The organism is Paraglaciecola hydrolytica (assembly GCF_001565895.1).
In the GTDB taxonomy this organism is placed as follows: domain Bacteria; phylum Pseudomonadota; class Gammaproteobacteria; order Enterobacterales; family Alteromonadaceae; genus Paraglaciecola; species Paraglaciecola hydrolytica.
Map to the genome: position 1 here is coordinate 339649 of NZ_LSNE01000009.1, position 14739 is coordinate 354387.

Annotated in this window: 15 protein-coding genes; 10 read left to right on the plus strand and 5 right to left on the minus strand. The window is 41.0% G+C overall.

Going from position 1 to position 14739, the window contains the following annotated elements:
• The 4 genes from argS to lysS form a co-directional block, all read left to right on the plus strand.
• Positions 1-850: arginine--tRNA ligase (gene argS / locus AX660_RS17225; protein ID WP_068380002.1), on the plus strand; the 850-nt coding region annotated here is incomplete at its 5' end.
• A gap of 270 nt (positions 851-1120) precedes the next feature.
• Positions 1121-1696 carry an NADPH-dependent FMN reductase gene (locus tag AX660_RS17230; protein WP_068379469.1) on the plus strand — a complete coding sequence of 192 codons (576 nt, stop codon included), beginning with the start codon at positions 1121-1123 and terminating at the stop codon, positions 1694-1696.
• A 232-nt stretch (positions 1697-1928) separates the two neighbouring features.
• Positions 1929-3027 (plus strand): peptide chain release factor 2 gene (prfB, locus tag AX660_RS17235; protein WP_106404103.1). Its coding sequence is split into 2 segments (ribosomal slippage): positions 1929-2003 and positions 2005-3027, totalling 1098 coding nucleotides; the frame shifts between segments, so codons are not numbered across the junction.
• A gap of 35 nt (positions 3028-3062) precedes the next feature.
• On the plus strand, positions 3063-4607 hold the full coding sequence (lysS, locus tag AX660_RS17240; protein WP_068379475.1) for a lysine--tRNA ligase: 1545 nt from the start codon (positions 3063-3065) through the stop codon (positions 4605-4607).
• 87 nt (positions 4608-4694) lie between these two features.
• On the opposite strand, the gene pnuC is transcribed toward lysS, so the two are convergent.
• The 3 genes from pnuC to AX660_RS17255 form a co-directional block, all read right to left on the minus strand.
• Positions 4695-5330, minus strand: coding sequence for a nicotinamide riboside transporter PnuC (gene pnuC / locus AX660_RS17245; RefSeq protein WP_068379478.1), 636 nt, complete (start codon positions 5328-5330; stop codon positions 4695-4697).
• 108 nt (positions 5331-5438) lie between these two features.
• On the minus strand, positions 5439-6338 hold the full coding sequence (locus AX660_RS17250; RefSeq protein WP_068379482.1) for a ketopantoate reductase family protein: 900 nt from the start codon (positions 6336-6338) through the stop codon (positions 5439-5441).
• Positions 6339-6368: 30 nt separating this feature from the next.
• On the minus strand, positions 6369-7055 hold the full coding sequence (locus AX660_RS17255) for a TIGR01621 family pseudouridine synthase (RefSeq protein ID WP_407669402.1): 687 nt from the start codon (positions 7053-7055) through the stop codon (positions 6369-6371).
• 389 nt (positions 7056-7444) lie between these two features.
• On the opposite strand from AX660_RS17255, the gene gshA reads away from it, so the two are divergent.
• On the plus strand, positions 7445-9049 hold the full coding sequence (gene gshA, locus AX660_RS17260; protein ID WP_068380005.1) for a glutamate--cysteine ligase: 1605 nt from the start codon (positions 7445-7447) through the stop codon (positions 9047-9049).
• Positions 9050-9140: 91 nt separating this feature from the next.
• Positions 9141-9785, plus strand: coding sequence for a transglycosylase SLT domain-containing protein (locus AX660_RS17265; protein ID WP_201027463.1), 645 nt, complete (start codon positions 9141-9143; stop codon positions 9783-9785).
• Between the two features lie 38 nt (positions 9786-9823).
• Here AX660_RS17265 and smrB read toward each other — a convergent pair whose 3' ends face one another.
• Positions 9824-10399, minus strand: coding sequence for an endonuclease SmrB (gene smrB, locus AX660_RS17270; RefSeq protein ID WP_068379487.1), 576 nt, complete (start codon positions 10397-10399; stop codon positions 9824-9826).
• A gap of 123 nt (positions 10400-10522) precedes the next feature.
• On the opposite strand from smrB, the gene prmB reads away from it, so the two are divergent.
• The 3 genes from prmB to AX660_RS17285 all read left to right on the plus strand — a co-directional run bounded on the left by prmB (position 10523) and on the right by AX660_RS17285 (position 13843).
• Complete coding sequence (gene prmB, locus AX660_RS17275) at positions 10523-11461, plus strand: 50S ribosomal protein L3 N(5)-glutamine methyltransferase (RefSeq protein ID WP_068379490.1); 939 nt, start codon at positions 10523-10525, stop codon at positions 11459-11461.
• A gap of 91 nt (positions 11462-11552) precedes the next feature.
• Positions 11553-12650 carry a chorismate synthase gene (gene aroC / locus AX660_RS17280; protein ID WP_068379493.1) on the plus strand — a complete coding sequence of 366 codons (1098 nt, stop codon included), beginning with the start codon at positions 11553-11555 and terminating at the stop codon, positions 12648-12650.
• 17 nt (positions 12651-12667) lie between these two features.
• Positions 12668-13843 carry an MFS transporter gene (locus AX660_RS17285; protein WP_235594772.1) on the plus strand — a complete coding sequence of 392 codons (1176 nt, stop codon included), beginning with the start codon at positions 12668-12670 and terminating at the stop codon, positions 13841-13843.
• Between the two features lie 158 nt (positions 13844-14001).
• Here AX660_RS17285 and AX660_RS23640 read toward each other — a convergent pair whose 3' ends face one another.
• On the minus strand, positions 14002-14130 hold the full coding sequence (locus tag AX660_RS23640) for a hypothetical protein (RefSeq protein ID WP_268801391.1): 129 nt from the start codon (positions 14128-14130) through the stop codon (positions 14002-14004).
• Between the two features lie 98 nt (positions 14131-14228).
• Here AX660_RS23640 and AX660_RS17290 point away from each other — a divergent pair, with 98 nt between their 5' ends.
• A complete protein-coding gene (locus tag AX660_RS17290) occupies positions 14229-14435 on the plus strand; it encodes a cold-shock protein (protein WP_068379496.1) in 207 nt (68 codons plus the stop codon).
• Positions 14436-14739: the final 304 nt, after the last annotated feature.

Consider the following 14739-nt stretch of genomic DNA (forward strand, 5'->3'; position numbering starts at 1 on the left):
AGAAGGCAACCCTGCGGTCTATATCATTCAAAAATCTGGTGGCGGTTATTTATATGCCACCACCGATTTAGCAGCCGTACGTTATCGCAACAAAGTGTTAGGTGCCGATCGTACTTTGATCTTTACCGATGCTCGTCAGGCTTTGCATTTTAAACAAACTGAGCTGGTGGCGCGTAAAGCAGGTTTTATTGAGCCGAGTCAAAGCTACGAACACTGCCCTTTTGGCATGATGTTGGGCGCCGATGGCAAACCCTTTAAGACCCGTAGCGGTGGCACCGTTAAACTGGCTGAATTATTAGATGAAGCCATTGAGCGCGCGCAAATATTGATCAATAAACGAGAATCCGATCTTGACGCAACTGAGCGTAGCGATATCGCTCACAAGGTTGGTATTGGTGCAGTTAAATACGCCGATCTAAGTAAAAACCGTACTACCGATTATATTTTTAACTGGGACAGTATGTTGAGTTTTGAGGGCAATACCGCGCCTTATTTACAATATGCCTTTACTCGGGTGCAAAGTATTTTCCGCAAAGCAACTGACTTTGTTATTCCAGCCGATGCCGCTATCCAATTAATTGAGCCGCAAGAACAATTATTGGGTATTAAGTTGTTGCAGTGTGTTGAGGCCCTTAATCAGGTTACACAAGATGCTACGCCTCATGTGTTGTGCACTTACTTATATGATCTTGCTAGCTTGTTTATGAGTTTTTATGAAGCTTGCCCGATTTTAAAAGAGGGCATCAGTGATGAAGTTAAAGCCAGCCGTTTACTACTAGCCAATATGACCGCCCGTAGTTTAAAACTCGGTCTGGATTTGTTGGGCATAGAAACCATGGAAAAGATGTAATTATATCATTCATCCTTGAAACTGCGCGTTTGTTGGCTGCAATCATTCGCCGCCGCCGTGCAATTTCAATGATTTGGGGTATCGATAAGTTTTGTAGTTAAACTATGTTGTTTTCATTATTAAATTTTTAAATGAAAGCGGATATCGTCACTTATGATGGTATCCGCTTTTTTGTCATTGAAACCTCATAAAAAAGCGGTAACATTAAGGCTCTTTCCCAAGTCTATATAATTAGCTTACTTAGGATATTCTGCCAAAAGGAGGTGAGCCATGCTTAAAATTTTAGCTTTTGCCGGTAGTGCACGAAAAAACTCGTTTAACAAAGCAATCCTCAAGATTGCAGTACAAGGCGCAATTGACGCGGGTGCCAAGGTGACTGTGATCGATTTGGCCGATTTTCCACTACCTTTAATGGATGAAGATCTTGAAGCTAAGTCAGGCGTTCCTGCTAATGCACAAAAATTCAAACAGTTAATGATGGAACATGAGGGTTTATTAATTGCTTCACCTGAACACAATAGTGCCTACAGTGCCTTATTAAAGAATACAATTGATTGGGCATCCCGTCGTGAAGAGGGTGAAAAACCACTGGAGGTATTTAAAGGTAAAGTAGCTGGTATTATGGCTGCCAGCCCAGGTGCACTCGGTGGCTTACGTGGTTTAGTATCTTTACGTATGTTGCTTGAAAATATCGGGGTGATGGTATTACCCAACCAAAAAGCAGTGTCTAAGGTGGCAGCTTTGATTAACGAGCAAGGTGGCATTGATGATGAACAAACCATCGCCGGCTTAAAACGCATTGGTAAAGAATTGGCCGAAACCATGGCCAAATTGAATCGTCAGTAAATTTCTAAAGCAACAGCAGCTTCGAGCGACGAGCTGCGAGTTGCGAGCTACAGATAAAACAGCCAAAGCTCACTTGTAGCATATTCGTAGCTAATACGGATTGGTATAAAGCCGAGTCATAAAAATAATTCAGCACTGACTAATTCCATTTGGCTCTGTCAAAAAGCCGTATAATCCGCTAGTATTCGCGCCCTGAAATCATCTTCAACTATACAGAATCGACAGTAATTTTATGTTTGAAATCAATCCAATACTTAATCTCCTAGTGGACATAAGACGACGCTCTGAGTCCCTTAGGGGGTATCTTTGACTACGATCTTAAAAAAGAACGCTTAGAAGAAGTTAATCGTGAACTCGAAAGTGCCGATGTTTGGAGTAATCCCGAGCGTGCACAAGGGCTAGGCAAGGAGAAAGTCGCTCTAGAATTAGTGGTCGAAACCATTGATAACCTAACCAAAGGTACTGAAGATGTAGAAGGCTTAGTTGAGTTAGCTCAAGAAGCCGAAGATCAAGAAACCTTCGACGAAGCGCAAAAAGAATTGGATGACTTGGTTGAGCAATTAGAAAACCTTGAATTCAGACGCATGTTCTCTGGCCCTAATGATGTCAATGATGCGTACTTGGATATTCAGTCAGGCTCTGGCGGAACTGAAGCCCAAGATTGGGCTAATATGTTGTTACGTATGTATTTGCGTTGGGGGGATGCCCATGGTTTTAAACCTGAATTGATGGAAGTATCCGACGGTGATGTAGCCGGTATTAAAGGCGCAACTATCAAGTTTACCGGTGAATATGCCTTTGGTTGGTTGCGTACCGAAACTGGCGTACATCGCTTGGTACGTAAGTCACCTTTTGATTCGGGTAACCGTCGCCATACCTCGTTTGCCTCAGTGTTTGTTTACCCTGAAGTGGATGATGATATCGAAATCGATATTAATCCAGCTGATTTGCGCATCGATACTTATCGTGCCTCAGGTGCTGGTGGTCAGCACGTTAACCGTACCGATTCTGCGATACGTATTACCCATTTACCCACCAATATCGTGGTGCAGTGCCAAAGCGATCGATCCCAGCATAAAAACAAAGATCAGGCCTTTAAACAATTAAAAGCCAAGCTGTATGAACACGAGATGCATAAAAAAAATGTCGAAAAACAAGCCTTGGAAGACAGTAAGTCAGACATCGGTTGGGGCAGTCAAATTCGCTCTTATGTATTAGACGATGCCCGTATTAAAGATTTACGTACAGGTGTAGAAACCCGCAATACCCAAGCAGTATTGGATGGCGATCTAGACAAATTTATTCAAGCCAGTTTAAAGTCTGGTTTGTAGTACACCCATTAAGTTAATGACACCTAGGAAAAGCGATGACTGAACACCTACATGACGAAAATAAGCTAATTGCAGAGCGCCGCGCTAAACTGTCTCAATTGCGTGAAACCTGTAAATCTAATGGCTTTCCTAACGATTTTAGACGTGAGTTTTACAGTGCCGATTTGCAAAAAGAGTTTGGCGAGCACGATAAAGAGCAATTGGAACAGTTAGGTAAAGTGGTGAGTATTGCTGGGCGTATCTTGGCCAAACGTGGGCCATTTTTGTTGCTGCAAGACATGTTTGGTCGTATTCAGTCTTACGCTTCAAAAGACACTCAAGCGGACATTAAAACTCGCTACGGTAGTTTGGATATTGGCGATATTATTGGCGTTAAAGGTGAGCTACATAAATCGGGTAAAGGTGATTTATACGTCAATATGACGGAATATAAATTACTGACTAAATCTTTACGTCCTTTGCCTGAAAAATTCCATGGCCTAGCCGACCAAGAAACCAAATATCGTCAACGTTATGTGGACTTGATCACTAACCAACATACTCGCGATACCTTTTTAATTCGCAGCAAAATTGTCAGTGGTATTCGTAACTTCCTCACAAAACGTGACTTTATGGAAGTTGAAACCCCGATGTTGCAGGTTATTCCTGGTGGCGCAACGGCTAAACCCTTTAAAACTCACCACAATGCCTTAGATATTGATATGTATTTGCGTATAGCGCCTGAGTTATATCTAAAACGTTTAGTGGTAGGCGGTTTTGAGCGCGTGTTTGAGATTAACCGTAATTTTAGAAATGAAGGTTTATCCACTCGTCATAACCCCGAATTTACCATGTTAGAGTTTTATCAGTCGTACGCTGATTACAACGACTTGATGGACTTAACCGAAGAAATGTTACGTACTTTAGCTCAGGACATCCTGGGTTCGACCATCGTTAAAAATACCGTTAAGGATAAAGAAGGCAACGTAGTAAAAGAAAAGAACTACGATTTTGGACAGCCCTTTGCGCGTTTAACCATGAGTGATGCGGTGATTAAATATTGGCCAGAAGCCAATGTGGCAGCGATCCAAGATCCAGAAAATCATTTGCCAGAACTAAAAGCCATGGCCAAACAGTTGCACATTAAAGAGCCTGCAGTTGATGGTATTTGGGGCGCGGGTAAATATTTATGTGAGATTTTTGAAGCTACCGCTGAAGCCAAGCTTGATCAACCGACCTTTATTACCGCTTATCCGTGGGAAGTATCACCCTTGGCGCGCCGTAATGATGACAACCATTTTATTACCGACCGTTTTGAGTTTTTTGTTGGCGGACGTGAGTTAGCTAATGGTTTCTCTGAGTTAAATGATTCTGAAGATCAAGCTGAGCGTTTCTTAAAACAAGTTGCTGAAAAAGATGCCGGTGATGATGAAGCCATGCATTACGATGAAGATTATATTCGTGCCTTAGAATACGGTTTACCCCCTACAGCAGGTGAAGGTATAGGTATCGATCGTTTGGTGATGTTATTCACCGATAGCCCAACCATTAAAGATGTGATTTTGTTCCCGCATATGAAACCAGAAGCTGTTGCTGAATAAAGCATTATTCAAATAGCTTTATTGTTGCCCTAAATGCCGCTGTTTTTAATAAAGACGGTGTTTAGGGTCGCAACTTCCAATCAAACATTAAGTTGTTACTGCTTTATTATCTTTTTCTGCGGCTTGTTGCATATCTTGTTTGCGAAATTTATTCCAGTTGTCATAGCCATAAATAGCTAATACCAGACTGGTAAAATAGAGCAATAAAATCGAATTTTCTTGGGATTGCCAATAAATACCTAGTGAAATAATGTCAATCACTATCCAGTATAGCCATGCCTCAATCACCCGATAAATCGTTAAAATTGAAGCCAATAAGCTGGCACAAAACAGCCATGACTCAATCACAGCAAAACTTTCGTCAAACCAAAAAGGTAGGATATAACGTATAAGTAAGGCTACCACGATTGAAGTTGCAAAATATTGCAGATGTAGCGAAGCGGGCCAATGTATAAATAAACTAGTTTGTTTGGCTGCTAAAGGTTTGAGCCATATCATCCAACCAACTACGGAAAGTACCATATAGATGACATTGAGGATCACTTGACTGTCGATCTTGTGGTAAATAAAAATAAAGGTGTAAAAAAACGTGCAGGCAAAACCCGGCAACCAACACCAGATATTGCCTTTGGCGGCTAAAAAAATATACAACAGCGAAAAAAGCATTGCCATAAATTCGGTGAATGGATGTGAAGCAAATGTGAGCAATATGGAATCGTTCAAATTTTTATCCTAAGGTACAGTTTACGTACCAAATTGTAGTTGCAAGAGTTAAATATCTGTTACAACTAGTAACTTCAGACAATAAACTGAGTGTTTAACATTCAACCATCATTGTAAATACTTAGTTTCAAGTGCTTTGATTTTATTGAATAAATTGAGATTGATAGGACATTCTAAACCACATTTTTTGGCTTGCAGAACAAGATAACCGTTAATAAAATCGATTTCAGTACGGCGCTTAGCATGCACATCGCGGTTCATTGATGAAAAGTTGTCCGCGGTGTCTTTAATCACTTTATTGATTTTGTGCAGTAGTTCAACAGAGCCTAGTGTAAAACCTAAACAGCTCATGAGCCGGCTGATTTCCTCACATAAATTGCTAATTTGTGTTTGAAATTCACTTCCACTTAACGCGCCATTGGGCACGTTGTATAAAGCAGTTAAGGGATTGATTGCGGCATTTACCGCTAACTTAAGCCATAAAGCTAAACGAATATCCTGATGCCAGCTTGTAGGTGGTAATAATGCTGATAACAACGTTTCAACTATCTGAGTTGGACAGTCTTTTGTTTGATTTATCCAACCAAAGTGAGATTCACCAATGCCTTTAATCTGTAGAGTATTATTATTGGGTTTAAATGCACCATAGCTGGTAGTGGCGGCAATTAGGCTATTGTGTGGCAACAATTGTTGTACTGTTTCAATAGTACCCATGCCGTTATGCAACAAAACTAAGGTTTGTTGAGCATGGATCAAGCTTTGGTGTTGTTCAATAAATCCAGCAATCTGATAGGCCTTAAGGGGCAATATAATGATGTCGCTGTTGCTTAGGCTCTTTAAGGTGGAGACTGGCAAGGACAGTCGTTGTTGGTGACCAATATTGTCTGTTACTTCAAGTTCAATCGGTAAACCGCCGCGAGTGATAACCTGATAATCCAGTTTGAGCTGCTGGCAATTAAAGGCCAACAGATTCCCAATGGCTCCATTGCCAATGATGCTGATTTTCATGGCTTTGTTTTGCTTATCGTGACTTTCATGTTAGCGAGGTAACTTATGCGCTGGCCAAACTAAGTCCCAAGGTTTAGTAAGGCTCGCTAGTAAATTTTGGGTTGTTGCATCATTAAATGCTTCGCCGGTTTGCGGCGAACATACTAATTCTATCTCTTGCTGCTGGTAGTTAAATTTTAGGGCGTAAGCATGTAAATAAGTACGATCTGCGCAGTCAGCTTTATATAACTCATCACCTAAGATAGGACTTCCGAGACTTTTCATCATCACTCGAATTTGATGGGTTTTGCCGGTGAGGGGTTTAAGTACAAACAGGCGCAAACCTGTCGTAATGCCATAGCTGAAAAATTGGGTGGTGGCGCGTTGCGTCTGACTACTATCCAATATCCACAAACCATCACGGACTTTTTTCATTCCGCCACTGACTGTGCCTTGTTTCTTTTTGGGTTTTTTATTGCTAATCGCCAAATAGTATTTTTGTACCAAATGGGCTTCAAACAGTCGGCCAAATTCAGCCGCTGCTTGTTCTGATTTAGCGAGGATCAATAAACCAGAGGTGACTTTATCCAAGCGGTGCACCAGCCACAATTTGGCCACACCAAGCTGCTCACAAACTAGCGGCAATATGCCTGATTGATCCACTTCGTTTTGTACCGCAATAAAGGGTGGCTTATTAATGACAATAAAATCCCGATGTTCAAAGACTATTTCAATCAAGAGAATGACCTTTAGTGGCTGCCGCTCAGATGCTGCTAGGGCAAGATAGAAATTTAATATTACAAAACCTGCCTAGTTTAACAGACAAAAAAGCCTGTTAAATACTAACATGGAGCAAGATCCGCAAAATCATCCGTTATTTGCGCTAGCATAGGGATATAAATATAGATTTACATTTATTCCTGAGTAAATGACTTGATATTAACGTGTTGAGCATCATAGTAGAGTGTTGGTAATAATGGTGCTTGTTGGCAAGCAGTAAACAACTACGCTTTTTTTCGGCAATAACGCATAATTTCAATGCTCGGGTGAAGTTTCTCAGCTTTGATGGAATTGAATTAGCCATTGCAGTGTCTAGTCAAACACTGCCTATATATTGGAATAACACTTTGCAAATACATTCTACTACTTTCGCCCAGCGCCTAGCGATTTTGCAACAAGATCTCGTCAAGTCTAGCTTAACTGAGATCAAACACGGGGTTGAAAGAGAAACCCTGAGAGTTAAGCCTGACGGTGATTTGGCGCAGACACCTCATAATAGTTTGTTTGGTTCAGCTTTGACCCATGATTTTATTACTACGGATTTTTCAGAATCTTTACTTGAATTTATTACGCCACCTGAAACTTCTGCCGACGTGACGCTGAGTCAGTTACAAGACTTGCACAAGTACGTATTGAGCCATATGGGTGATGAAAAATTATGGCCTATGAGCATGCCGTGTTTTATCAGAAGTGATGATGATATTCCTTTGGCCCAATATGGCACTTCTAATATTGGCAAAATGAAAACCCTATATCGACAAGGCTTAAAAAACCGCTATGGCAGTATGATGCAGGCGATTTCAGGGGTGCATTTTAATTTTTCCTTGCCTGATAGTTTTTGGCAATTATGGATCAGTCAAACCAGTCATGATGATGTGAATAAAGATTCTATCTCAGCCAGTTATTTTGCTTTGATTAGAAACTATCGCCGTTTTTGTTGGTTGATACCTTATTTATATGGCGCATCACCGGCCCTATGTGGTTCCTTTATAAAAGGAAAAACCACCACCTTACCTTTTAAAAAACACGGCAAAGGTACCTATTATCTGCCTTATGCTACGTCATTAAGGATGAGCGATTTAGGCTATACCAACAGCGCACAATCTGGTTTGAATATTTGCTACAACGAAGTGGACACCTATATCCAATCTTTGCGCAAGGCGATCAATAAACCTTCGCTGGCCTACCAAAAATATGCCCAGCGTAAAGATGGCCAGCTCCAGCAGTTAAATGCCAACGTATTGCAGATAGAAAACGAGTTGTATTCACCTATTCGTCCTAAACAACCGACGAAACGTCTCGAAAAACCTTCAGATGCTTTGGATGCCAGAGGCGTTAATTACGTTGAAGTACGTGCTTTAGATGTCAATCCATTTAGTGCAATTGGCATAGAGCGTAATCAGTTTTACTTCTTGGATGTGTTTTTGGTGTATTGCGCAATCAATCCTAGCGAGTTTATGCAGGCTGAGCAGTATCAGGAAACCGAAACCAATCTTAAGGCTGTGGTTAATGCTGGACGTGATCCCGAGTTGTTATTAAGTAGGCAAGGGCAGCCGATCTCTTTACCACAATGGGCAGATAATCTATTTACTGAGATGAATGAAGTCGCCAAGGTATTGGATAGTGCTAATAATTGCAGTGATTACACTCAGGCGCTCGCGGTGGAATGGCAAAAGATCATCAATCCTGCGTTAACACCTTCGGCTAGGATCTTAGCAACCCTTCTAAATAACCAACAAGATAACGGACAGTTAGGGATAACGTTGGCTGATACCTATAAACAACAGTTGTTAGCCGGTAAATATCAACAGTTGTCTGAAGCAGAGTTAGATAGTCACGCGCAATTGTCGCTAACTAAACAACAAGAAATTGAAGCTGAAGATGTGCAATCCTTTGATGAATTTTTAGCGGATTATTTTGGTTTGGCTGACGTTGCATTGGCGGTAAATTGAAGGCAAAAAAAAGCCTGATTTGCATCAGGCCTTAAAGCTACTACCAGGGAAAACACACAAAACTAGAACACACGCTAATTAAGAGTGGTTAATGCGAAATAAGTTCACAGAAAAAAATAAAAAATTTAAATATTTTTTTACTAGCTTAATTAGCCTCGTGTTATTACAGGCTTGCACGGTTACGCCGCCGCAAAATACCAGTAATATTTGTGACATTTTTTTTGAAAAACGCGATTGGTATGATGCTGCAAAGGACATGCAAGACAAGTGGGGAGTACCCATTCATGTGCCTATGTCGATGATGTATCAAGAAAGTTCCTTTAAAGCCAAAGCGCGCCCGCCTAAAGCCTATTATTTTTTTGGTTTAGTTCCTTGGGGGCATGTGAGTACGGCCTATGGTTATTCTCAGGCAAAAACACCCACGTGGGATGACTATGTCAGAGAAACCGATAATAGCTGGGCTGACCGCACGGATTTTGATGATGCTATTGATTTTATGGGCTGGTTTATCAGCAAAACCCATAAGATTAATGGCGTATCTAAATGGGATGCTGAAAAACAATATCTAAATTATCACGAAGGCTGGGGTGGTTATAAACGTAAGTCTTTTAACAAAAAGCCATGGCTTATAAAAGTGGCCAATACCGTGCAGTCACGCTCAATAACCTACGCTAAGCAACTTAAAACCTGTGAAGAAGAATTATCCGAAGGTTGGTTTTGGCGTTTGTTTAGCTAGCATGAGTGTACATTTATTTAATGGAGTTGGTATAAGACCTAAATTTTTTTGTGGTTGTCAGGTACATCTAACAATACTAACAAAGCAGACTTTCCGCCCCATTCTGCTGGAGCTTGATGAAACCCTAGTACATAAGGGTGTTGAGTAAGCCAGTTGGGCACACTTTTTTTCAGGATAAACTTGCCTATACCATGCATGATCGAAACGCAGTGCACATGTTGTTTGTGCGCGGCATGTAATAAGGCGGCGATTTCTAGTTTGGCATCTTCTTGTGTCAAACCATGTAAATCTAATAATAGTTCTGGACTGTAGTCACCGCGGCCTAAACGCTTGATCTCATGATTATCAACACCAACTTTAAGGTATTTCAATTTTTCGTCGGGATTAAAATAACCTTCAAAGCCATCTGAGAAAACAAAGCTGGCTGTGACTTGCTTTATTTGAGTACGCTCATTAAGGTTTTTTTGTTTGCTTTGGGAAATATACTTGCTGGAAAAGCGTTGAGGCGGTATTTTGTCCTGCTTTAATGGCACTATGCCGCTGGTTTCCTGATTGAACAGGTCTAAATCAACCGTAGGCTGGTCGACATTTTGTTTAGGCTTTATAATTTTCATCTAACTAAGGTTTTGTAGTGCACTAAGTGAAGCATAACAAAAACTGCGGTAGGTCACATAGGCCTTATCCTTCAATATATACCCAAGCAGTTTGGGTCTACTACAAAAATAGATAAGTACAGCATGGATCAACAAATTAATATTGAGCAAACTGCAAACGAACTAGAGAGTATTTTAGATATCGTGCGCTGGTCTGTCAGCCGTTTTAATGAAGCCGGTTTGTATTATGGTCATGGTAGCGATAATGCTTGGGATGAGGCGGTTAGTCTTGTTTTGCAACTTTTGCATTTGCCGCAAAATTTACCACTACAAACGGGTGATCAACTTTTTCATAGCCGTTTGACTCTAGTTGAAAAAATATCTGTGATCGCCATGATCTTACGTCGAGTGAATGAACGTATTCCGACAGCTTATTTAACTAATCAGGCTTGGTTTTGTGAATTGCCATTTTATGTTGATGAAAGAGTACTGATCCCACGCTCACCTTTTGCCGAATTGATCCAAAATAATTTTGATAACTGGCTAACTTATGAACCTCTGAGTATTTTGGATCTCTGCACTGGCGGTGGCTGTATTGCTATTGCTTTGGCTTATGCTTTTGAAAATGCTCAGATCGATGCAGTTGATATTAGTACCGATGCATTAGACGTGGCAGAACTCAATATTAGTGAACATGGTTTGGCCGAGCGGGTATTTCCTATTCAATCTGATTTGATGTCGGCATTACAAGGGCAGCAATACGATTTAATCGTGTGTAATCCTCCTTATGTTGATGCTGAAGATATGGATGATTTACCTGATGAATATCACCATGAGCCAGAGTTGGCCTTAGCGGCCGGAGAAGATGGCTTGGATTTGGTTGACGAGATATTACGTCAGGCACCAGAGCATTTAACGGATGGTGGTTGGTTGTTTGTTGAGGTTGGTAATAGTGAAGTACACATGCCAATCAAATATCCAGAGTTACCCATTACTTGGGTTGAGTTTGAGAATGGTGGCAGTGGTGTATTTGCCATCAATAAAACTGACTTAGTGGAATATTGGCGCGCTATTCAACACTAATCAGCACAGGCATCAAGTGGTTAAATAGCTTGAGAAAACTGACAGCATTTTTCATTTATAGCTTTATTTACAGTAAAAAAGGGAAAAAATAATGGCGGGGAATACCTTTGGTAAACTTTTCACTGTTACCACTTTTGGCGAAAGCCACGGTATTGCAATTGGCGGCATCATTGATGGTTGCCCTCCAGGCTTAGCTATTTCTGAGTCCGACTTGCAGATTGATTTAGATCGACGTAAACCGGGAACTTCTCGTTATACCACTGCACGCCGTGAAGAAGACGAAGTACAGATTTTATCGGGTGTATTTGAAGGACGTACTACCGGCACTAGTATTGGTTTATTGATCAAAAATACCGATCAGCGTAGTAATGATTATTCCAAGATAAAAGATACTTTTCGTCCGGGCCATGCCGATTATACCTATCAACAAAAATACGGTTTAAGGGATTACCGCGGTGGTGGTCGTTCGTCAGCTCGTGAAACGGCAATTCGCGTAGCCGCCGGTGGGGTGGCAAAAAAATACTTAAAAGAGCAATTTGGGATTGAGGTACTAGGTTATTTATCCCAGCTTGGTCCGATTAAAATGGAGAACGTTGATCATTCGATTACCAATACCAATGCTTTCTTTTGTCCTGATGCCAACAAGTTGGAAGCTTTAGATGAATACATGCGTGAGCTGAAAAAATCAGGTGATTCTATCGGCGCCAAAGTATCCGTTGTCGCCACCAATATGCCCGTTGGCCTAGGCGAACCGATTTTTGACAGGCTCGATGCTGAGCTTGCCCACGCGATGATGGGTATTAATGCTGTTAAAGGCGTAGAAATAGGTGATGGTTTTGCGGTAGTTGAGCAAAAAGGCAGTGAACATCGGGATTTGATGTCGCCACAAGGGTTTAAAAGTAATCGAGCTGGAGGCATTCTAGGTGGTATTTCTAGCGGCCAGGATTTGATTGTCCATATGGCGCTTAAACCAACCTCTAGCATTAGTGTGCCAGGTGAAACAGTCGATATTAATGGGCAAAGTGCCGAGGTGATCACCAAAGGGCGTCATGACCCTTGTGTAGGCATACGAGCGGTACCAATCGCAGAAGCCATGATGGCCTTAGTGATTATGGATCACCTACTAAGACACCGTGGTCAAAACGCAGATGTTATTAAAACTACGCCCATCATTCCAGGACAGGCTTAATTGCCTGTCTGACTATTTTGCAGCAACAGGCTTTTTCCAACACTAATCTACTGCTCTTAGCGTTTACCTATCTGTGTTATTTCGGCCAGATAGGGGTGTTTATCCCTTATCTTGGAGTATTTCTGGATTCACGCGGATTTTCATCCGCCGATATTGGCCAGTTAACGGCGGTTATTACGCTGTCGAGAATAGTTGGCCCTTACATGTGGGCATTGCTGGCAGACAAGTCCGGAAAAAATTTAAGAACCTTACAACTAGGATGTTTGTTAAGCCTTGCCACACTAAGTTTAGTGTTGGTGGTGGATAGTTTTTGGGGTTTAACTTTAGTCATCGGTTTAATGATGATGTTTAGCACCGCTATACTGCCGCAAATTGAAGTGCTGACCATGTCGTGTATACAAGGTAATAGTACACGATATGGACGTATTAGATTGTGGGGCAGCATAGGCTATATCTTACTGACCATCTTTACCGGCATGATGATTGACGCTTATTCGGCTGAAGCGCCAGTGATCATCACGCTTGCTGTGTTATTCCTGCTATTTGTTGGGTCTATTTTTCTGCTAGAACCTGAAAGACTGATAGCAAGTCAGCAAGCTCAGGCATCTATTTGGCATAAAATATTAACACCAGTATTTTTGTGTTTTCTATTGTCAGCACTTTTACTACAAGTAAGTTTTGGCCCTTATTACGGTTTTTTTGCGCTTTATGCCCGTGATCTAGGTTATAGCGGTCAGGCGACCGGTTGGCTGATCGCCGTTGGAGTGATAGTAGAGGTAGGAATTTTTGTCATTGCCGGTGGTGTTATCAAACGCTGTGGTGTTAAGTGGATACTTGTTTTAAGTATTGGGTTGACCTCATTTAGGTGGGCTTTATTAGCAGCCTTTCCTGACAATATTTATTTGTTAATTATCAGTCAAATGTTGCATGCCTTTAGTTTTGGGATGACCCATGCGGCATCAATTCACTTCATTCATCAGTATTTTGGAAAAATATTTCAAAGCCGTGGACAAGCAATTTATATCAGTGTGGCTTTTGGTATTGGAGGAGCTTTGGGTAACTTTGGAGCAGGAAGCTTATGGTCACAAGGCGAGGGTGCAGAACTGACCTTCTGGCTTGCTTCTATAGCCGCTTTTTGTGCTGCTATCTGTTTGTTACCCATTAGCAGCAAACACATGAGTACTGCACCTTAGAAGGATTTTGCAGCGTTTATAATTTCAGCATTATTAATGACTAGATTGGATTGAAATCGCTGCTCAAAAAAACGTCCGTTTGCAGTCTTTTAAGTGGCCAGAAATGTCGCCAATATTCGCTATGTTTGACTTGATTTGATTTGTTAAATCTAAGTAACTTATTGATACACTTCATCTTGTTTATACACTTCTATCAATAATAGTTGTTGACCTTCGCAACGGGAGGGATATACTACGCAGGCTTGAAAGTAAGTTTGATATTTATGCACATTGTTTCGATGTTCCATAGCAGTACCTCGTCTTGTAGATCATAAGTAATTGCAACACGCTTCAGCACACAACTCGCCTCAATTTGAGGCAAATTACTAAATTTATAGGAAAAAATATGTCTACTACTACTGGTACAGTTAAATGGTTCAACGAGTCTAAAGGTTTCGGTTTCATTCAACAAGAGAATGGCCCTGACGTTTTCGCTCATTTCCGTGCTATTACTGGAACTGGCTTCAAAACTTTGACTGAAGGTCAAAAAGTTGAGTTCACTGTAACTCAAGGCCAAAAAGGTCCTCAAGCAGAGAATATCGTAGTTCTTTAATTTTTAGATAAATTAAAGTATTACCAAAAAAGCAAACTTCGGTTTGCTTTTTTTATGCCTGAAATTTAGAGTTAAAGATAGTTTCTAGTTTCTAGTTTCTAGTTTCTACAATGAAGATGGAAGCCATTGTGAAAATGAGTACTAGTGCGGCTAAGCTCCACAGAGTAAAGCATAGAGCAGTTTTGGTTATGTAATAGTCTGTTTCGCTGATACAACAAACCCAGCGGATTGGCTGGGTTTGTTTTGGTTGGTATTAGCGATGGTATGTCATTTGAAATTTACGCAGTTTAAGCGACGCGATCTT